This is a genomic window from Acidovorax temperans, assembly GCF_028596105.1.
Lineage (GTDB): Bacteria > Pseudomonadota > Gammaproteobacteria > Burkholderiales > Burkholderiaceae_C > Acidovorax > Acidovorax temperans.
The window spans coordinates 2,802,937-2,822,774 of the sequence record NZ_CP117193.1 but is presented as its reverse complement, the minus strand read 5'-3'; the positions used below and the strand labels follow the sequence as shown (position 1 = coordinate 2,822,774).

The following is a 19,838-nucleotide window of genomic DNA, read 5'->3' as shown; positions in this document are numbered from 1 at the left end:
CCTCTTAATCTACCTTCGCGCCAGAGAGCTTCACCACGTCCTTGTACTTGGCACGTTCGCTGGCCATGAAGGATTCAAACTGCTGCGGTGTGGTGGGCACAGGCTCTGCCAACAGCGCCCCGAAGCGCGTCTTGGTTTCCGGGGCCTGAAGGGCCGCGACAAAGGCGCGGTTGAGCTTGTCCACCACGGGCTTGGGCGTGTCCTTGGGCGCTACAAGGCCCCACCAGGTGTCAATCGAAAAGCCCTTGAACGTGCCGGCCATGGTGGGCACGCCCGGCAGCGCAGAGGAGGGCTCCAGCGATGTCACTGCCAATGCCTTGAGCTTGCCCGAGCGGATATTGGGCGCCGCTGCGGCCAGGTTGTCGATGTTGAAGTCCACCTCGCCCGCCAGCAGTGCCAGCTGCGCAGGGTTGGCTCCGCGGTAGGGGATGTGCAGGGCGTAGATGCCTGCGCGTTGCTTGAACATCTCGCCCGCCAGATGGCCTGCACTGCCATTGCCGCCGCTGCCGTAGTTCAGCTTGGCGGGGTTGGCTTTGGCGTAGGCAATCAGGTCCGCCAGGCTATTGATCTTGAGCTGCTCTGCCTTCGCTGCATTCATGACCAGCACATTCGGCACCCGCACCATCTGCGTGATGGCCACGAAGTCTTTGGCTGCATCGAATGGCATGCGGCTGTAGAGCCACGGGTTCACCGCATGTGTGGCTGTGGCCGCGATGCCAATGGTCAGCCCGTCAGGCGAAGCCTTGGCAATCGCATCGGCCCCGATGTTGCCGCCCGCGCCGCCCTTGTTGTCGATGATGACCGTGCCCAGCGAATCGCGCACACGCTCTGCCAGGGCCCGTGCCGTCACGTCAATCGGCCCGCCAGGGGCATACGGAACGATGATTCGGATGGGTTGTCCGGTGTCTTGTGCCAAGGCCAGGGGTGATGAGAAGGCTGCTGCAACAGCAGCACCGGCGACGAGGAGGTTTCTGCGGTTCATGGCTACATTGTTGCAAAAAAGTGAACAACCTCAGAGGGAAGCCTGCACGGAGCGATGTGTGGCAGGCCCTCCAGCCCAATCGGCAAGCATCTGAATCGGTGAAGTGGATGAATCGCTGGAGGTGCCAGAGCAGCCAGGGATTCATCCTTGCGCAGCAGGGCCGTGCCCGCCAGCCCTCAAGCCTGCGGGCCGTGTTTGTCGGCTTCGGAGGTGAAGGAATCCGCGAAGAACTCTTCTGCAGGAAGACCCCGCTGTGCCGTGTAGGCCGTGCGTGCCGATTCCACCACGATGGGTGCGCCGCAGGCGTAGACCTGGTGGCCCGAGAGGTCGGCGAAGTCGTCCAGCACGGCCTGGTGCACAAAGCCGGTGCGGCCTGTCCACTGGTCTTCAGGCAGCGCGTCAGACACCACGGGCACGTAGCGCAGTTGCGGCATCTGCGCAGCCAGTTCGACCACCCACTGGTGCATGTACAGGTCACCCGGCCGGCGACCGCCCCAGTACAGCGTGGTGGGGCGTGTGATGCCCTTGAACTGCATGTGCTCCAGCAAGGCTTTGATGGGGGCAAAGCCCGTGCCCGAGGCCAGCAGCACGATGGGCTTGTCGGAATCTTCGCGCAGGAAGAAGCTGCCGAAGGGGCCTTCCACGCGCAGGATTTCCTTTTCCTTCATTGCGCCAAACACGTGGTCGGTGAACTTGCCCCCTGGCAAATGCCGAATGTGCAATTCGACACCTGCGGCGGTGGTCTGGGTGTGCGGCGCGTTGGCCATCGAGTAAGCGCGCCGCGCGCCGTCGCGCAGGATGAATTCGATGTATTGGCCTGCGTGGTAGCGGAACGTATCGGCCGCAGGCAGTTGCAGGCGCACCTGCATCACATCGTGCGACTTTTTCTCCAACGTGGACACGCGCACTGGCATCTTCTTGATGGGGTAGGCGCTTTCGTCGGTGACTTGCCGGGACTCCAGCACCACATCAGACAAAGGCCTTGCGCAGCAGGTCAGCACGAAGCCGGCGGCTTCTTCGTCGGCGCTCAATGCCTTGGCCTGATGGTCTGCGTGGGCTACTGAGCCGCTGAGCTTCTTGCACTTGCAGGAGCCGCAGGCACCGTCCTTGCAGCCATAGGGCAGGCCCACGCCGCTGCGGATGGCGGCAGCCAGAATGGTTTCGTCGCCCTGGCTTTGGAAGCTGCGCCCGCTGGGGGCTACAGAAATCTGGAATGCGGCGGCGCCACTGTCTTCAGGTCGCGTCATGTTGTGGGTATCCTCGGGGTTCTTGTGCGAATGGCGCCGATTTTGCCCTCAGAAACTGAAGGTCTGCTGAGGTGGCCTATTTGCCCGACGTTTCCTTGACATGGGCTGGGTGTGGTCGCCACGCGGGCTTCGCGTGCGGATGACCTGCCTGCGCCCGAGCAACACCCATCATCCTCGCTTGTCTGTCCGAAAGAATTCATGAGTACCGTGGCTTTGTCCAGTGGCTTGGGCGCCTTGCCCGCGCGTTTCCGCCGCGAGCGGTTGTTGATTGTGGGTTGCGGCGATGTAGGCATGCGCGTGGCCCGCAACTATGCGCAGGGCGCGGGTGCCGGCCGCGTGCGGGTGATGGCCCTGACCTCCAGTCCAGAACGCAAGGCGGCTTTGCGCGGGGTGTCTGTCACGCCGCTTTTGGGAGACCTGGACCAGCCTGCCACGCTGCGCCGCCTGGCCGGGCTGGCCACGCGGGTGTTGCACCTGGCCCCACCGCCTAGCGAAGGGGGTGGGCGCGACGCGTGGTGGCGCGATCCGCGCACGCTGGCGCTGGCCCGCGCGCTGCGCATGCGCAATTTGCCAATATCGCTGGCGTACGCATCGACCAGTGGGGTGTATGGCGATTGCGCCGGGGCGCTGGTGCCCGAAACGCGCCCCGTGGCGCCTGCTACCCCACGCGCCCAGCGCCGTGTGGATGCTGAAGCCGCCGTGCGCCACCTGGGCCGCGCAGGGGTGCGGGCCAGCATTCTGCGCATTCCGGGCATTTACGCGCCTGACCGGGAGGGCGGCACGCCCCAGGCGCGTTTGCTCAAGGGCACGCCAGTGCTGGAGGCGGGCGACGACGTCTACACCAACCACATCCACGCGGACGACCTGGCCCGCGCCTGCGAGGCCGCACTGTGGCGGGGGCGTGCGCAGCGGGCGTACCACATCAGCGATGGGCAGCACATGCAGATGGGGGCGTACTTCGACTTGGCGGCCGATCTGTATGGGCTGCCACGCCCTCCACGCATTCCGCGCAGCGCTGCGAAAGAGCAGCTCTCGCTCATGCTGCTGAGCTTCATGAGTGAATCGCGCCGGCTCGACAACCAGCGCATGCTGCGCGAGCTGGGGGTTCGCTTGCGGTTCCCGGATGTGGTGGCGGGCCTGCGCTCCGGGCTATCCGCCCATCAGCAGGGGGCCTGACCGCCTTTGGAACGGCACACGCCGTCGTTGCCGGGAAAGCGCCCTGGCCCCGCCCGTGGGTAGCGGGCGCCGGTGTTGTCCACGCAGTGAAAGTTGCCGCAGTGCGTGAGGTACGGCTTTTGCGGAACAGGGGGGGCATACACCGGCTGCCGTGGCGGGGCCACGACGATGCGCGGCTGCGTGGCGCGGGCGCGCTCCAGCTCGGCATAACCCTGTGGGCCCAGGCAGTCCAGATCCATCTGCCGCTGGGCAGCCTCCAGGCGCGGTTCCTGGTCATAGGTGTTGCCTGACAAGGTGCTGGAAACAAGCTCCAGATTTCTGCGTGAACGCGCGCATTCCGCAGAGCGTGCGTAGTCCTGCGGTTGCGGCGCGGTGGCGGCTGCTCTGGCCGCCCTCACGCGTTCTTGCTCGGCTTCGCGTTGGGCTTGCAGATCGGCCGCCGCTTTTTCGGCTTGCAGGCGTTGCTGTTTGAGCTCAATGGCCCGCTCGGCCGCTTTGCGATCCTGCTCTATTTCTTCGGCGGAGCGTTTGGCTTCCACCTCGTGGCCTGTGGTGCCCGCCGCGCATTTCCCATCGGTGTACGTCACTTGGCCGGTTTTTGGGTCGGTGCAGCGCACCACCTGGCTGGATGCAGGCAACGCGCTGAAGGCCGCAAGCGCCAGGAAGGCGACTGGTTTCCAGAGGGTGATCAAGCGGCGTGGCTGGGTCATGGCAGGGCCTGCTGACAAGGTTCAGGGCCGGGCTCCCGGCATGGAGGGGCGCCCCCAAGGGCCGCGGCCGTCTTCCGCACTTTGCCCTTGAGCTGGAGGGCGCGCGTCGCGCCATACCCGGTCAGGCCCTTGCGGGGTGGGTTTGCGGCTGGGTTCGCCGCCCTGGGGCTCGCGGTCAGGCTCTCTGCGGTCGGGGCGGTTGGGGCGCGGGGGGCTGGGCCGGTCTGGGTCACGGTCGCGGTGGGGGTCGCGTGCGTTGTCCCGGTCCGGGCCCCTCCAGTGGCCGGGCGGGCCGGGCGGCGGGGGGCGGCGGTCATCCCAGTGGCGGTCGTAGCCGGGGCGGCCGTAGTAGGCCGGTGGGGGTGGTGCAGGGTAGGGGCGAACGATGTAGGGTTGCGGGTAGATGTACACCGGCGGCTCGCCATACGCAGGGTGGTAGGCGGGCTCGTAGTAGCTATCTCCGGGCACGGTTGCGCAACCAGCCAAGCCTGCTGCCACTGCCGCTGCACTCAAAAACCGGAGGAAAAATGTCGTCATGGGCCGTTCCCTGGAGTAGTGCCACCTTTGCAGGCGCCGTGAACTGCCCGAGCAGGCGGTATTCACGGTGAGAGCACGCTACCACATGACGTTTGGGCACACGGTCTGGTTGACCGTTGCGGGCAACCAGGGCCCGGCCCTAGCCCTGCGGCGCTTGCGGGTGTGGGCAAGCGCTGCTGGGCCGAGTCTGTGTCAGTGCGGCAGAACCCGGCGGATGGTTTCCGCCAGTTCTTCGGCCACGAACTTGGCCACGTAGCCATCAGCGCCCACGCTGCGCACATGGTCTTCATTGGCTGAGCCCGAGAGCGACGAGTGGATGACCACGGGCAGGCCGCTGAAGCGGGCATCCTGCTTGATGTTGCGCGTGAGCGTAAAGCCGTCCATCTCGGGCATTTCCAAGTCAGTCAGCACCATGGCCACGCGGTCGGTCACGGCCTTGCCCTCGGCCTCGGCGGCCTTGGCGATGGCGTTCAAGCGGTCCCAGGCTTCCTTGCCTGACTTGACCATTTCATAGGGAGCATGCAGAGCCTTCAGCTCTTGCTCGATGAGCGAGCGGGCGACAAACGAATCGTCTGCCGCCAGAACGATGGTGCCGGGCTTGAGCTTGAGCTTGGCGCCGACCTTCTCTTCGGTCACTTCGTGGCCGTCCGATGGCGACACCATCTGCAAGATGGCTTCCACGTCCAGCACCTGGGCCAGGCGCGACTCATCGGTGTTGCCATCCAGGCGGGCAATGCTGGTCACCAGCTTGCCAGCGGCGCCGCTGGTTTCAGCGGAGAGCACTTGTTTCCAGTCCAGACGCACGATGTCTTCCACCGATTCCACGGCGAAAGCCTGTGTGGTGCGCGCGTATTCCGTCACCAGCATGATGTTCAAACCCGTCTGGGGCTTGCAGCCCACGATGGAGGGCAAGTCCAGCACCGGAATCACCTGGCCGCGCAGGTTGACCACCCCCAGCGAATGCGCCGTGGTGCCCGCAATCGGGGTGATGCTGGGCATGGCCACGATTTCGCGGATCTTGAACACGTTGATCCCGAACAGCTCGGACTTGCCCAGCGCGCTGTCGATACCCAGGCGGAACAGCAGCAGCTCGAACTTGTTGGTGCTGGTGAGGTTGGTCCGCTCGTCAATTTCCTGCTGAACTGCTTTCATGGTCGTGTCCTTCGCGTTGATACGCATATTTACAAATTCTAGGAGGAGTTCAGGTTGCGAGGGTGAGGAAATTTTCAGGCTTAACCCGTACAACCCACCCCGAATCTGCCCGGCTGCGGGGTAACAAGGGGTGGCACAGCGCCATGGGCGGCTGCCAAGGTGCCAGCATACGTCTTGCGCGTCGCATTTACGCGTCATTTTGCGCAATGAAGGGGATATTCCACTTTCGGTACGTGCGTGCATTGGCTGGCAGGGATGTGCGCGTGGCTGGACGAGGCGCTTTTGAAGGGGGCGGCCAACCCCCGTTCTGGCCTGCTGCCCCGAGTGCCTTGCGCGGGCTTTCACGCCTGGGCCAAGAATGCCGGGTTACATCGGCAAACCGTGGTTTTTCCCCAGCAGGACTGAGTTGCTATTAAAAATATAGCTGATTGCGCTTGTTTGGCGGGCGCTAGAGGGTGTTTTTTCTAAAATTCGCCATCCGGGCTTGCTTGCGACTTCTTGTGATCGCTAAACCCTTGCAGGCTTGATGCTTGTCAAATTGCAACCAGCGGTGCGCGCAAAAATGGTGCTTTCATAATTTTGTAACAAGCCCTCGCGCGCTGAGATCGCTACTGCGGATGCCAGAAAACGGCCTTGCTCGGTCTGGCCTGCAGCACAAGCTGCGAACGTGGGCGTGCCCAACCTGATACCTCGCCATGACACAACGCCGCGCTTCTGTTCCTCCCGCCGCTTCGGTCAGCCCTCTTGATGGCGTCGAGCCTGCCACGCCGGCCAGGCGCCGCCGGGCATCGGCGGCGGTCAAGACTCCCGTGCGTGCGGGGCGCACGGTGGCCCGGGGCGATGTGCCGCCCAGCCTGCAGTCGGCCACGCTGGCGCGGCATGTGGCGCAGCAGGCGGTGCAGGCGGCAGACGGGCAGCAGACGTCGGCCATACTGTCTTTGCTGGGCAGCGACGACGCCACGCAAACCACCCAGGAGCGCATTGACAGCCTGCGGGCCTTGCTGGCGGGGGCTTCGCAAGATGACCTGGACGCGCTGCGCGAAGCCTTGCGCCAGCACATGGACCGGCGCGATGAAGAGTCTGACGACAGCGTGAACCCTGACGAGGAGCTGGCCAGGGATTGGCGCCGGGGCGCCTACCCTTACCGCAACTTGCTGCGCCGCTCTACCTACGAGCGTGAGAAGTTTCGTCTGCAGGTCGAATTGCTCAAGCTGCAGGCCTGGGTCAAGGAGACCGGGCAACGCGTGGTGATCTTGTTTGAGGGGCGCGATGCTGCAGGCAAGGGCGGCACCATCAAGCGCTTCATGGAGCACCTGAACCCCCGCGGTGCGCGTGTGGTGGCGCTGCAAAAGCCCACTGAAACCGAGCGTGGGCAGTGGTACTTCCAGCGCTATGTGCAGCACCTGCCCACGCAGGGCGAGATCGTGATGTTTGACCGCAGCTGGTACAACCGAGCCGGTGTGGAGCGGGTGATGGGTTTTTGCTCAGACGCCGAATACGCCGAGTTCATGCGCCAGGCCCCAGAGTTTGAGCGCCACCTGGTGCGCAGTGGCGTGCATGTGATCAAGTTCTGGTTCTCGGTCAGCCAAAAGGAGCAGCGCCGCCGCTTCAAGGAGCGCGAGGCGCACCCGCTCAAGCAGTGGAAGCTCAGCCCCATTGACACCGCATCGCTCGACAAGTGGGACGACTACACGCGCGCCAAAGAAGCCATGTTTTGCGATACCGACACGGCCGACGCGCCCTGGACGGTGATCAAAAGCGACTGCAAGAAGCGCGCGCGCCTGAATGCCATGCGTTACGTGCTGCACAAGCTGCCTTACGCGGCCAAAGACCTCGCCCGCATTGGCAAGCTGGACCCGCTCATCGTGGGGCGCGCCCATGTGGTGTACGAGCGTGGCGAGCAGCCCGGCGCGATCCTCTAATAAGGCCAGCAGGGCGCGCGGTGCAAGCGCTTCCTCGGGGGCCTAGCCCGCAGCCAGTGACGGAGTGCGAGCGGCGGGGGCGGGAGAGGCCGAGTCCTGCGCAGACACACGGAAGAACGCCACCGCATCAACCAGCTGCCGCGCCTGCAGCTTGAGGCTGTCGGCAGCAGCAGCGCTTTCTTCCACCAGGGCGGCGTTTTGCTGGGTCACCTGGTCCATCTGCGTGATGGCTTCGCCCACCTGCGCCACCCCCTGGCTCTGCTCCGCGCTGGCGGCACTGATCTCGCCCACGATGTGCGTCACGCGTTGAATGGCGGCCACCACATCGGTCATGGTGCTGCCCGCCTGGTCCACCAGTGCCGAGCCTTGTTCCACCCGTTCCACGCTGGTGTGGATGAGCCCCTTGATCTCTTTAGCCGCTTGTGCACTGCGCTGCGCCAGGCTGCGCACCTCGCTGGCCACCACGGCAAACCCGCGCCCTTGCTCGCCCGCACGGGCTGCCTCCACGGCAGCGTTCAGCGCCAGGATGTTGGTCTGAAAGGCAATGCCATCAATCACGCCAATGATGTCTGCAATCTGCTTGCTGCTGTCGTTGATGCCCCGCATGGTGCTGACCACTTCAGACACCACGTCTCCCCCACGCACGGCAACCACAGACGCATCGGCGGCCAGCTGGCTGGCCTGACGGGCGTTGTCGGCATTGGCCTGCACGGTGGAGCTGAGTTCTTCCATCGAGGCGGAGGTTTGCTCCAGCGCGCTGGCCTGTTGCTCGGTGCGCATCGAAAGGTCGTTGTTGCCCAGGGCGATTTCAGCGCTGGCACCTGCCACGCTGTCGGCGTTGGTGCGCACCCGCTGCACCACCAGCGCCAGGCTGCCCTGCATGTCGTGCAGGGCGTTGAGCAGCTGGGCAATTTCATCGCGCCCGGCCGATGGGGCCGCCACGGTCAAATCACCTTTGGCCACAGCCTGTGACACCTGCACGGCCTGTCCGATGGGGCGCACCACCGACCGGCTGAACAGCAGCGCCCCCACCACGCTGGCGGCGCACACCGCCAGCATCACGATCAGGCTGACCGTGGTGGCCTGGCTGGCGCGCTGGGCCGCTTTGCCTGCAGTGTCAGCACTGGCCTTGGCGATCAGCTCTGCTGCTTCGTCCAGCAGCTTCGACGGCTCCCGGTCCATGCCTTGCACCGCCTTGTCTCCGGCCTGTGGGTCGTGGTCTGCTGCCTGAAAGGCTTCGTAACCCTTGCGATAGGCGGCCCCCATGCGCTCGTGCGCCTGGCTGAAGGCTCGCACCTTGTCCAGCGCGGGGCCTGGGGGCAATTCGGCCAGCAGCTGGCTGGCGTCTTGCACCACGATGCGCTCTTGTTTCTGGAAGGCGGCCCAGTAACGCTCGCGCTGGGCGCTGTCCTTGCCGCGCAGCAGCACGTTTTTCCACTCCTGCACCTGCACCTTGAAGTCCTGCAACATGGTGGCGGCTTTGCGCTCTTGCGCGTAGCTCTGCGCAACGGAGGTTTCGTACACCGCAAGTGCCTGGTTCAGCTGCTGTATGCCGAACAGGGCCGCACCCATCAACAGCAGCAACGCCGCCAGAAAGGCGAGGGGGAGCTTGAGACTGAGCTTCATGGAAATCTCCAAACAAAAAGCAGACCTGTTCTTCGTATCTGCTCTCGTCCATCCCTCACGCCAACCCGGATGACCCAAGAGCAAATGCCGCGCTTTGTCGGTGCCCCGCACTGCGCAATGCGGGCCAGCGCATTTTACACATGTTACGAATTGTTTGTGTGAAGATCACAGGCCTTGGCAGGCAGCCTCGCCCATGAAAAAGCCCCCGGGGTACGGGGGCTTGTGGGGCTCAGGCGTTGGCCTGCTTTGCTCGCAGGGCCAACGCAGGGGCGCGGCAGATCAGTCCATGGTCAGATTTTGCTTTGCCACCACGTCTTTGTAGACCGCCAGCTCTTCACGCATCTGCTTGGCAAAGGCCTCAGGCGTGTCGGCCATGATGATGGAGCCGGTTTCCTCGATGCGTTTGCGAATGGCGGGGTCTTGCACCACCTTGCGCACGGCGGCGTTCACTTTGTCCACCACGTCCTTGGGCATGCCCTTGGGGCCAATCAGCCCGTAGTAGGCCATGCGGTTCACCTGCTCCAAGCCGACTTCCTTGAAGGTGGGAACGTCGGGCAGGGCTGGCACGCGCTGCGGTGCCGCCACCACCAGGGCCACCAGGCGCTTTTCCTTGATGAAGGGCAGGGCCGAGGGCAGGTTGTCAAAAATCAGCGGCACCTGGCCGGCCACGGCGTCGGTCAGTGCGGGGCCCGAGCCACGGTAAGGCACGTGCACCATGAAGGTCTGCGTGCCCAGCTTGAACATCTCCATCATCAGGTGCGTGATGCTGCCGTTGCCAGGCGAGGCGTACGAGTATTTGCCTGGCTCGCGCTTCACGGCAGCCAGCATGCCCTTGTAATCCTGAAAAGGCAGCTTGGGGTAGGCCGCAATCACATTGGGCGTGGCCGCAATGTTGATGATGGGTGTGAAGTCGGTAGCGACGTTGTACGGAATCTTGGGGTTGATGGCAGGGTTGGTGGCCGTGGTGGAGACGGTGGCCATGCCCAGGTTGTAGCCATCGGGGGCGGCGCGCGCGGTTTCGGCAGCGCCAATGCTGCCGCCGCCACCGCCGCGGTTTTCCACCACCACGGGTTGGCCCAGTTCGCGCCCCAGGGGCTCGGCAATCACGCGGGCAATCAGGTCGGTGGTGCCGCCTGCCGCAAACGGAACCAGCAGGCGGATGGGCTTGCTGGGCCAGGCGGTTTGGGCCTGGGCTGTGCTGGCTGCGAGGGCGAGGATGCCCAGAGCGAGGGCGGTGCGGCGAATCATGAGGTTGTCTCTCCTTGTTATAGGGTGCGCGCAGCACAGGCTGGCGCAGCTTTCTCGCATGAGGGTGCCTGTGCACCCAATGTTTTTGGCCCGGAAGTCAGATGGCCTTGGCCGCGCGCAGCGCTGCAATGCGTTCGGCATCCAGCCCCAGCTCGCGCAGCACCTCATCGGTGTGCTGCCCCAAGGCTGGCGGCGCATTGCGCAGCACGGGCGGTGTGGCCGACAGGCGCAGCGGGCTGGCCACGCCGGTGATGTGCGTGATGCCATCGCCCGCTTCACCATCCTTCCAGCGCGGCAACGATACGGCCAGGCCGCGTGCCTTGACTTGTGCGTCGTCAAACGCCTGGGCAATGGTGTTGATGGGACCGCAGGGCACGGCCTTGTCTTCCAGCAGCGTGATCCAATCGGCCGTGGTGCGCGTTCGGGTCACAGCCTCCATGGCGGGGATGAGCTCTGCGCGGTGCTTCACACGCAGCGTGTTGGTGGCAAAGCGTTCGTCGCTGGCCCACTGGGGTTGCCCGGCGGCTGCGCAAAAGCGCTGGAACTGCCCGTCGTTGCCAATGGCCAGCAGCATGTTGCCATCCTGCGTGGGGAAGTCCTGGTAGGGCGCCAGGCTGGGGTGGCTGTTGCCCATGCGGCCAGGGGCCTGGCCTGTGGCCAAAAAGCCTGCGGCCTGGTTGGCCAGCACGGCCATGCCCACGTCCAGCAGGGCCATGTCGATGTGCTGGCCCTGGCCCGTGTGGTGGCGCACGTTCAGCGCCGCCAAAATGGCATTGCTGGCGTACAGGCCTGTGAACAGGTCGATGACGGCCACACCCACGCGCATGGGGCCACCGCCGGGGGCGTTGTCTGCGTGGCCGGTGATGCTCATCAGGCCTGTCATGGCCTGCACCATCAGGTCGTAGCCTGCGCGTTCGGCGTAGGGGCCGTCTTGCCCAAAGCCGGTGACGGAGCAGTAGATGAGCCGTGGGTTGAGCGCCCGCAGGCTTTCATGGTCCAGCCCGTACTGCTTGAGGCCGCCGACCTTGAAGTTCTCCACCACGATGTCCGCCTGCAGCGCCATCTGCTTGATGAGCCCCTGGCCCTCGGCAGTGGCCATGTCGATGGTGACCGAGCGCTTGTTGCGATTGCAGGCCGTGAAGTAGCTGGCCTGGTGGGTGTCGTTGCCCTGGGCATCCTTCAGAAAGGGAGGGCCCCACTGGCGCGTGTCGTCGCCCAGGCCTGGGCGCTCCACCTTCACCACATCTGCACCCAGGTCTGCCAGCATTTGCGTGCACCAGGGGCCCGCCAGAACGCGCGACAGGTCAAGGACTCGGATACCGGCCAGCGCGCCCGGCGTTGCAGAGGTGGAATTCATGGTTTTGAATAAAAAAATGCCGCTAGCGCTTATGGGTAAAGCGCTAGCAGCTATCAAAAGATGAGCGCTATCAGTTGGCGAACGCCGCCAGACCCGTCTGTGCGCGGCCCAGAATCAGCGCGTGCACATCGTGCGTGCCTTCGTAGGTGTTCACCACTTCCAGATTCACCAGGTGGCGGGCCACGCCAAACTCGTCGCTGATGCCGTTGCCGCCCATCATGTCGCGCGCCAGGCGGGCAATGTCCAGCGCCTTGCCGCAGCTGTTGCGCTTGATGATGGAGGTGCCTTCCACGCTGGCCGTGCCTGCGTCCTTCATGCGGCCGAACTGCAGGCAGGCCTGCAGGCCGATGGCGATCTCGGTCTGCATGTCGGCTAGCTTCTTCTGGATGAGCTGGTTGGCAGCCAGGGGGCGGCCAAACTGCTTGCGGTCCAGCGTGTACTGGCGGGCGGTGTGCCAGCAGAATTCGGCCGCACCTAAAGCGCCCCAGGCGATGCCGTAGCGGGCGCTGTTCAGGCAGGTGAAGGGGCCCTTCAGGCCTTGCACTTCAGGGAAGGCATTTTCTTCCGGCACGAACACATCGTCCATCACGATCTCGCCGGTGATCGAGGCGCGCAGGCCCACCTTGCCGTGGATGGCGGGGGCGCTCAATCCCTTCATGCCCTTTTCCAGCACAAAGCCACGAATCGGGCCGACGGCGCCGCCTTCGGACACTTCCTTGGCCCAGACCACGAACACGTCGGCCACGGGGCTGTTGGTGATCCACATCTTGCTGCCCTTGAGCTTGTAGCCGCCGGGCACCTTGTAGGCGCGCGTGGCCATGCTGCCGGGGTCGGAGCCGTGGTCGGGCTCGGTCAGGCCGAAGCAGCCAATCCACTCGCCGCTGGCGAGCTTGGGCAGGTACTTCTGGCGCTGGGCTTCGCTGCCGAATTCATAAATGGGCACCATCACCAGCGACGACTGCACGCTGGCCATCGAGCGGTAGCCCGAATCCACACGCTCCACTTCGCGGGCGATCAGGCCGTAGGCCACATACGACAGGCCGGGGCCGCCGTACTGCTCTGGGATGGTGGGGCCCAGCAGGCCCACTTCGCCCATCTCGCGGAAGATGCTCACGTCCATCTTCTCGTGGCGGAAGGCGTCCAGCACGCGCGGGGCCAGCTTGTCCTGGCAGTAGGCCGCCGCTGCGTCGCGGATGGCGCGCTCGTCGTCGGTCAGTTGCTGGCTCAGGAGGAACGGGTCATCCCATTGAAAAGCGGCGTGGGCCATGTGTGTCTCCAGGTCAAAAAGAGGGGGGTAACAAAAGAATCTGGATTGCATCGTAGGCCTGGCTTGGCCGAGCCGCAAGCGAGTTCTTTTCATCCAGAAATGCGTTTCATGAATATATGGAATACTTGATTCTGCTGGCAGTAGAGGAAATCGCTGCTGCTCAAGTTCCTTTTCATCATCATGCGCCGCAACATTCCATCGACCCAAGCCCTGGCCTGCTTTGAAGTGGCCGCCCGGCATGAAAGCTACACCCGTGCCGCACAAGAGCTGTTCTTGACGCAGAGCGCGGTGTCGCGCCAGATTCAGGCGCTGGAAGAGTTTTTGGGCGTGCAGCTGTTTCGCCGCACACGCCATGGCGTGGTGCTGACGCCCGCCGGTGCGCACTATGGCCGCCAGGTGGCGCGCTGGCTGCAGGGGCTGGAGCGCGACACGCTGGACGTGATGGCCCACCAGGGCGAGGGAGGCACCATTTCGTTGGCGGCGGTGCCCACGTTCGCCACGCGCTGGCTCATCCCGCGCCTGCCGCAGCTGGCGCAGGCACACCCCGACATCGTGGTCCACATCGAAACCCAGACCCGGCCCTTCTTGTTTGCCGACACCACCTTCGATGCAGCCCTTTACGCAGGCACACCCGAGCAGGTGGCCCACTGGCCCGGCGTGCAGGCGCAGTTGCTGATGCATGAAGACGTGGTGCCGGTGTGCAGCCCCCGCCTGCTCGAATCTGCTGCGCCCCGTGGCCGGGGCCGCGCCCACCAGCCGGTTGCTGCCGAGGCGCTGGCCGATTTGCCGCTGCTGCAGCAAAGCACGCGCCCCTACGGCTGGCGCCAGTGGTTTGATGCGATGGGAGTGGATGCGCCGCACGCGCTGGATGGCCCGCGCTACGAGCTGTTTTCCATGGCCGCCGTGGCAGCCACGCATGGCATGGGCGTAGCGCTGATGCCGCTGCTGCTCATCGAGGCAGAGCTTGCCAGTGGCGAACTGATGGTGGCCTGCAACCGCCCGCTGCGTGGCGAGCGGGCGTATTACCTCATCAGCCCTGCACAGGCCCAGCCACCGGTGCTGACTACGTTTGCGCAGTGGCTGCAGACCATGGCCCAGACGGCCACCAGCGCCGCAGGAAAGGCGGGTGGGGCCGAGTGATTCCTCGCCATTGGTGGTGAACAGGTATGGATAGCCACAGCATCTTTTGGCCGTGACAGACCCAGCCGCCCCATTACCCCTGCCGCACACTTCGGCACCCCATTGCCCCTATCCTGACGCCTCGATTGCTGTTATCGCCAGGAACCATCGTGTGTGCACTGTTGTTTCCTTTTCATTCCACATGGCGCGCTTTTGCCCTGTTGGCGTGCGTGCTGCTTATTCAGGGCTGCAGCGCCGTGAAGCTGGCCTACAACCAGGCGCCGCAGCTGGTGTATTGGCGGCTGAACAACTATTTCAACCTGACCGATACCCAGGCAAACCGTTTGCGAAGCGAACTGGGTGATCTGCACCAGTGGCACCGCGATCAGATGCTGCCGCAGCACGCCGCCCTGTTGCAACAGGTGCAGCAGCAGCTGGCTGCCGACATTACGGCTGACCAGGCCTGTCGTGTGTATGCCGACGTGCGCGCGCAGATCGGCCAGCTCATCGCGCAGGCGGAGCCCAGGCTCGTGGTGCTCGCATCGCAGTTGACCGAAAGTCAGATTCGGAACTTCGAAAAACAACAAACAGACAGCAATGCTGACTGGCGGCGGGAGTGGCTGGATGTGCCTGCCGACAAACTGGCTGCGCATCGTTTCAAGTTGCTGTTGTCGCGGGCTGAAGGCTTTTATGGGGCGCTGCAGGATCCTCAGAAAGCTGCTTTGCGCAGCTTTATTGCCGAGTCAACGTTCGACCCCCAGCGCAGCTACGCAGAACGCCTGCGTCGGCAAAGTGACTTGGCCCAGGTACTGCGGCAGATTGCCTCTGACCCAGCCAGTACAGAGCGCAACCGAAGCCTGCTGCGCGGCTACATGGAGCGTTTCAACACCTCACCCGACCCGGCTTACCAGGGCTACGCCCGAAAACTGGTGGAGGAAGGGTGCGCCGGTTTTGCCCTGGTGCACCGCGCGATGACGCCTGCCCAGCGGATGAAGGCGGTGCAGTCTGTGAAAGGATATGAGCAGGACTTTTGGGTGCTGGCGGGGTGTTGAACTCTGGCGGCAGCGAAGGGCTGTTTTTTTCAGCACTGACAATGGCGTGCCTTGGGGCCAGGCAACAAGTGCTGCGCCTGAGCCTCTGGTCAGTTGGGCAAGGCATAGCCTTTGTCGTTGATCAGTCGAACGGCCGCACCTGTGCGGCTCTTTTTGAACATCAGCCCCGTGCGAACTCCGGCCGGTCGTTTTGCTGCGGCTTCAAAGGCGCAGCTACCTTGCCTTCGGCGCGTTCCTTGCGCCATTGCTCCTTGCGTGCTGTCCACTCGTTGAGTCGGCCGTGCGCCACCGTGCTGTCTTTGGCCATCTGTTCTTCGTTGGCCACTTGTGCTGCCAGTTCCAGGCGTATGCCATTGGGGTCGAAGAAATAAATGCTTTTGAAGATGTGGTGGTCGGTCACGCCCAGCACTTCCACGCCGTGGGCTTGCAGGCGGGCCTTGGTGTCTTCCAGTTCCTGCACGGTGTTCACGCGAAAGGCGATGTGGTTCACCCACAGGGGGGTGTTGGGAGAAGGTTCGGGCTTGACGTCATCGCCCAGGTCGAAGAAGGCGATGAAAGAGCCGTCTTGCAGGCGGAAGAAGAAGTGGGTGTAGGGGCAATACTCGCCCGTGCTGGGCACATAGTCGCTCTGGATGATGTGGTACAGCGGCAGGCCCAGGATGTCTTCGTAGAAATGGCGCGTTTCCTCCGCATCCCTGGCTTTGTAGGCGTAGTGGTGCAACTGCTGAATGGCGGCTGGCGCAGGCAATGTGGCTGTGGGCGCAGGGGTCTGGGGGGCGGTCATGGGGCGTCTCCTGAATGTGGATCAAATTCTACTATTCATAATTGATTTACTTAAAAATAACTCTTGTGGATTCACCGGCATAAAAAAAGCCACCGCAGCGGCAGGCGCTGCGGTGGCTTTTTGCGGGTGCGCCAGGAATTACTGCTTCACAGCTTCCACTTGCACGACCAGGCGCACGTTCTTGGAAAAGCCCCAGTCCACGCCGTAGTTCATGCCCCACTGGGTGCGGTCGATGGTGGCTTCAAAGTCGCCACCGCACACTTCGCGCTTGAGCATGGGGCTTTGGTAGCAGGCGAACTGGTTGGCCTTGAGGGTGATGGGGGCTGTCTTGCCCAGCAAGGTCAGCTGGCCGGTGACTTCGCTCACGTTGTCGCCCTTGAAGACGAACTTGTCAGAAACAAACTTGATGGTGGGGTGGGCGGCTGCGTTGAACAGGTCTGCGCTTTGCAGGTGCTTGTCGAATGCAGGCGTGCCAGAGTTGACCGAAGTGGCGTCGAAAGAAATCTCCACCTTGCCAGTCTTGCCAGCACGGTCGAATTGCACGGTGCCTTCCTTCTTGTCGAAGCGAGCACGGTTGACCGATGCGCCGAAGTGGCTGATTTCAAAGGTCACGAAGGTGTGTGTGGGGTCGATGGCGTAGTTGGCCGACTGGGCTTGTGCAGCGCCTGCAAACATGGTTGCTACGGCGGCCAGTGCGAAGAGAGATTTGCGCATGGGAAAAACTCCTGAAAATCAGAGGGTTGAGGAAAGGGTTATGAAAATTGAATGCACGGCGGATGGGCGCGTGGGGCTCAGAGCTTGCCCACACCCGTCAATGCCAGCTTGAACTTGACTTGAACGTCATCGGCCACCATCGAGGTATCGGCCCATTCGTTCTCGCCAATCTTGAAAGCCAGGCGCTTGATGGGGAAGGAGCCCGTGGCGGTGGTGACAGGGCCGGCTTGTGTCAGCGTGACGGGTGCCACGATATTGACCGAATTGCCTTTGATGGTGAGCTTGCCCGCCACTTCAAACTTGCCGCCGCCCAGGGCCTTGATGGCGCTGGATTCAAACGTGGCTTGGGGGAACTTGGGCACGTTGAACCACACGGCCTTGGGCAGTTCGGCGTCTGTTTCCTTGGAGCCGAGGGTGGCGCTGCCGGTGTCTACCGTGAAGGTGATTTTGCTGGTGGCCAGCTTGGCAGGGTCGAAGGCCACTTGGGCATCGAACTTCTTGAAGTGACCGTCCAGGGGCACGCCCATCTGGCGTGCGGTGAACTGCACTTCGCTCCTGGCAGTGTCCAGCTTCTGCTGGGCCAGGGCGGGTTGGGCGAGCAAAGTGGAGCCCAGGGCCAGTGCGGAAACGATGTTGGCGAATTTCATGAAAACTCCTCAGAGATATGGGGCCTGCCAGCGAGGTTGGCAGCGATGAGAGTGTTGGTTTTGCGGTGCAAGCAGGTTCAGCGGTTGTTTCAGCGCTTGCCGGGCAGCATGCGTTGCAGCAAGCCGTCGCGGTCAATGAACTGGTGCTTGAGCGCTGCGGCCACATGCACTACCACCAGGCCTGCCATGGCATAGGCAGATAGCTCGTGCCAGGGCTTGATCGCCTCGGCCAATTCCTTGCTCACGGGCACAAAGTCGGGCAATTGCCACACGCCCAGGAACACGATAGGGAAGCCTGCTGCCGAGCTGTAAGCCCAGCCAATCAACGGCACTGCGAAAAACAGCACATACAGCAGGTGGTGCGTGGCGTGGTGCGCCGCCTTTTGCCACACGGGCATGGCGCGTTCCATGGCGAGTGGCAAGGCCGGTGGCCGGTGGGTGATGCGCCACACCAGTCGCAGCAGGGACAGCGCCAAAATCGTCACGCCCGCCCATTTGTGCCAGTTGTAGAGCTTGAGCCGCTGGGGCGAGAAGGGAAGCCCGGTCATGTAAAGGCCCAGGCCAAAAATCGCGATCAGTGCGATGGCCAGCACCCAGTGCAGCAGCATGGCGGTGCCTGAGTACCGCAGGGGCTTGGTGTCCGTTTCGTGAGAGTGTGAAGACATGGGGTGTATTGGTCGAAACTAAGGGGGCAGGAAGGCTGGCTTGGGAGCCAGTGCCATCGCTGCAATACCTGCAGTTTAGGAAGCGGCGGCCCGTGTCGGTTTCAGGCGAATTGTTGCCTTGGTTCAAAAAAACTGAATTGATATAGCCTCTGCGCTCAAAGTTCCCCAACGTTTGAGATAGCGCATTGCACGCAAAACGTGGCTTTCCCTGGTGGTCAACACCAAGGATCTACAAGGGGACTAGGGCAAAGTGGGCCACGGCGGTACGGCAGACCTTGGCCGTACCGGGGTTGGCTGAGAAAGGCAGGGAGAAGGGGCGTGAGGGCTGTTGCAGCCCTCCGAACTCAGCGTTGCTGCTGCGCGGCAGATTTCCAGGCGTGGGCAGCGGCTTCGCTGTCGCCCCGCTGTTCTGCCTGCTCGGCCAAGTTGCGCCAGGCACTGGCGCGCAGGGATTTGTCGGTCAGCTGGGATGCTGCTTGCGTCAGCAACTGCTGTGCCTTGCCCCAAAGCTGCCGTTTCAGGCAGGCCATGCCTGCCAGGTACTGCAACCGCGCATCGCGAGGGTTGGCTTGCTGCGCTGCTTCAATGCGCGCCAGCCAGCCGGCGTCGATGGTGGACAACCCGTCTTCGAGGCAATGGATGAGCTTCAGCGCCAGTCCTTCGGGCAGGCCATCGGGCAGCCCTACCATGCGCTCCCACACGGGCAGGAGCCAGGCTCGCACCTGGGCCGGATCGCCGCCCAGGTGGGCCAGGCGCTGGGCGGCCTGCACCGCCAGTTCAGGCATGTTGCGCTCAGAGTTTTCCAGCGATGTCCAGATCTGCACCAGCTGCGCGGGGTCGTGCGCCGACTGGATGAGTTCAATGGCTAGTCCGCGCACGATGCTTTGGGCAGCACCCGCAGAGAAGGCGCGGTGCTTGCCCAGCAAACGAGCGGTGTCCAGCGCTTCACGGGTTTGCCGTGCTTGGCGTGTGGCCTTGAGGCGAATGCGCAGTGCCAGAGTGCGACGGGCCGCTCCCTGCGGCAACGCAGCGAGGCGTTCCAGGGTTGCGTTGGGATCCCGGTCGTCCAGGCTCCAGCGGGCAGCGCGAATCTGGGCGCCCTCACGCAGTTCCTGGTCTTGGCCGTTGCCCCTGGCGGGAGCCTCTTCCAGGGCATTTTGAAGGTGGCTTTCGCGCGTGGCACGGTCTTGCAGGGCATGCGAGGATTCAGCCGCAATCAAATGCGCCAACGCGCGCAGTTGCTTGCCATGGGGCACCGGCTCGCCAGCGGACTGCAGGGCTCCTTCCTGCGCCAGCGCAGCCAGTGCCGACTTGCGAGAGCGCAGGAAGCGCCCGGCCAGCATGTGCGTCAGCGCGTCCAGCAGCGCGTGGTGCATGGCGCGTTCCTTTTGCTGCACGCGCCAGCGGCGGGCCTGGTGGGGCAGTGCCAGCAGGGCTGCCAGGGCCCGCAGGGCCGCATACAGCGTGGTGAACCCACCCACCAGCAGCAGCACGACCAGATTGAGTGACAGGTCTACGCGGTAGGGCGGCCAGTACAGGGTGACGGTGCCCTGGTTGTTGCCCGCAAACAGCGCAGCAGCCACGGCCACGCCAAACAATGCCAAGAGCCAGAGAGCTGCGCGCATGTTGGGAG

Annotated in this window: 18 protein-coding genes; 4 read left to right on the top strand and 14 right to left on the bottom strand. The window is 63.7% G+C overall.

Annotated elements, in window-relative coordinates:
• Positions 1 to 4 precede the first annotated feature (4 nt).
• Together PQV96_RS13270 and PQV96_RS13265 are read right to left on the bottom strand one after the other, a co-directional pair.
• Positions 5 to 982: a Bug family tripartite tricarboxylate transporter substrate binding protein gene (locus PQV96_RS13270; protein WP_207373802.1), complete on the bottom strand. Its 978-nt coding sequence runs from the start codon at positions 980 to 982 to the stop codon at positions 5 to 7.
• 176 nt (positions 983 to 1,158) lie between these two features.
• Positions 1,159 to 2,229: a CDP-6-deoxy-delta-3,4-glucoseen reductase gene (locus PQV96_RS13265; protein ID WP_207373801.1), complete on the bottom strand. Its 1,071-nt coding sequence runs from the start codon at positions 2,227 to 2,229 to the stop codon at positions 1,159 to 1,161.
• 198 nt (positions 2,230 to 2,427) lie between these two features.
• Here PQV96_RS13265 and PQV96_RS13260 point away from each other — a divergent pair, with 198 nt between their 5' ends.
• Positions 2,428 to 3,405, top strand: coding sequence for an SDR family oxidoreductase (locus PQV96_RS13260; RefSeq protein ID WP_273623167.1), 978 nt, complete (start codon positions 2,428 to 2,430; stop codon positions 3,403 to 3,405).
• On the opposite strand, the gene PQV96_RS13255 is transcribed toward PQV96_RS13260, so the two are convergent.
• The 3 genes from PQV96_RS13255 to PQV96_RS13245 all read right to left on the bottom strand — a co-directional run bounded on the left by PQV96_RS13255 (position 3,390) and on the right by PQV96_RS13245 (position 5,804).
• Entirely contained in the window at positions 3,390 to 4,115 is a 726-nt protein-coding gene (locus tag PQV96_RS13255; protein ID WP_273623166.1) for a V-type ATP synthase subunit E family protein, read from the bottom strand. The two genes, PQV96_RS13260 and PQV96_RS13255, sit on opposite strands and share 16 nt — an antisense overlap.
• A gap of 21 nt (positions 4,116 to 4,136) precedes the next feature.
• Positions 4,137 to 4,652 carry a hypothetical protein gene (locus tag PQV96_RS13250; protein WP_273623165.1) on the bottom strand — a complete coding sequence of 172 codons (516 nt, stop codon included), beginning with the start codon at positions 4,650 to 4,652 and terminating at the stop codon, positions 4,137 to 4,139.
• Positions 4,653 to 4,844: 192 nt separating this feature from the next.
• A complete protein-coding gene (locus PQV96_RS13245) occupies positions 4,845 to 5,804 on the bottom strand; it encodes a chemotaxis protein (protein ID WP_273623164.1) in 960 nt (319 codons plus the stop codon).
• Between the two features lie 695 nt (positions 5,805 to 6,499).
• Here PQV96_RS13245 and ppk2 point away from each other — a divergent pair.
• Positions 6,500 to 7,726, top strand: coding sequence for a polyphosphate kinase 2 (ppk2, locus tag PQV96_RS13240; RefSeq protein WP_273623163.1), 1,227 nt, complete (start codon positions 6,500 to 6,502; stop codon positions 7,724 to 7,726).
• Positions 7,727 to 7,768: 42 nt separating this feature from the next.
• Here the strand turns inward: ppk2 and PQV96_RS13235 are convergent, their stop codons facing one another.
• The 4 genes from PQV96_RS13235 to PQV96_RS13220 form a co-directional block, all read right to left on the bottom strand.
• Positions 7,769 to 9,352, bottom strand: coding sequence for a methyl-accepting chemotaxis protein (locus tag PQV96_RS13235; protein WP_207373796.1), 1,584 nt, complete (start codon positions 9,350 to 9,352; stop codon positions 7,769 to 7,771).
• A gap of 279 nt (positions 9,353 to 9,631) precedes the next feature.
• A complete protein-coding gene (locus PQV96_RS13230) occupies positions 9,632 to 10,600 on the bottom strand; it encodes a tripartite tricarboxylate transporter substrate binding protein BugE (protein ID WP_066783682.1) in 969 nt (322 codons plus the stop codon).
• A 97-nt stretch (positions 10,601 to 10,697) separates the two neighbouring features.
• Entirely contained in the window at positions 10,698 to 11,957 is a 1,260-nt protein-coding gene (locus PQV96_RS13225; protein ID WP_273623162.1) for a CaiB/BaiF CoA transferase family protein, read from the bottom strand.
• Positions 11,958 to 12,027: 70 nt separating this feature from the next.
• On the bottom strand, positions 12,028 to 13,224 hold the full coding sequence (locus PQV96_RS13220; protein WP_066696739.1) for an acyl-CoA dehydrogenase: 1,197 nt from the start codon (positions 13,222 to 13,224) through the stop codon (positions 12,028 to 12,030).
• A gap of 180 nt (positions 13,225 to 13,404) precedes the next feature.
• On the opposite strand from PQV96_RS13220, the gene PQV96_RS13215 reads away from it, so the two are divergent.
• Together PQV96_RS13215 and PQV96_RS13210 are read left to right on the top strand one after the other, a co-directional pair.
• Complete coding sequence (locus PQV96_RS13215) at positions 13,405 to 14,364, top strand: LysR family transcriptional regulator (RefSeq protein ID WP_044398180.1); 960 nt, start codon at positions 13,405 to 13,407, stop codon at positions 14,362 to 14,364.
• 209 nt (positions 14,365 to 14,573) lie between these two features.
• On the top strand, positions 14,574 to 15,395 hold the full coding sequence (locus PQV96_RS13210; protein ID WP_273623161.1) for a DUF6279 family lipoprotein: 822 nt from the start codon (positions 14,574 to 14,576) through the stop codon (positions 15,393 to 15,395).
• Positions 15,396 to 15,555: 160 nt separating this feature from the next.
• Here the strand turns inward: PQV96_RS13210 and PQV96_RS13205 are convergent, their stop codons facing one another.
• The 5 genes from PQV96_RS13205 to PQV96_RS13185 form a co-directional block, all read right to left on the bottom strand.
• Positions 15,556 to 16,179: a VOC family protein gene (locus tag PQV96_RS13205; RefSeq protein WP_044398182.1), complete on the bottom strand. Its 624-nt coding sequence runs from the start codon at positions 16,177 to 16,179 to the stop codon at positions 15,556 to 15,558.
• A 138-nt stretch (positions 16,180 to 16,317) separates the two neighbouring features.
• Positions 16,318 to 16,893, bottom strand: a complete 576-nt coding sequence (locus tag PQV96_RS13200; protein ID WP_066783672.1) for a YceI family protein — start codon at positions 16,891 to 16,893, stop codon at positions 16,318 to 16,320.
• Between the two features lie 77 nt (positions 16,894 to 16,970).
• Complete coding sequence (locus PQV96_RS13195) at positions 16,971 to 17,540, bottom strand: YceI family protein (protein ID WP_273623160.1); 570 nt, start codon at positions 17,538 to 17,540, stop codon at positions 16,971 to 16,973.
• A gap of 89 nt (positions 17,541 to 17,629) precedes the next feature.
• Complete coding sequence (locus PQV96_RS13190) at positions 17,630 to 18,205, bottom strand: cytochrome b (RefSeq protein ID WP_273623159.1); 576 nt, start codon at positions 18,203 to 18,205, stop codon at positions 17,630 to 17,632.
• A gap of 344 nt (positions 18,206 to 18,549) precedes the next feature.
• The gene (locus PQV96_RS13185) at positions 18,550 to 19,830 is read right to left on the bottom strand and encodes a heme biosynthesis protein HemY (RefSeq protein WP_207373791.1); all 1,281 of its coding nucleotides are present in this window, start codon (positions 19,828 to 19,830) and stop codon (positions 18,550 to 18,552) included.
• Between the last annotated feature and the right edge of the window lie 8 nt (positions 19,831 to 19,838).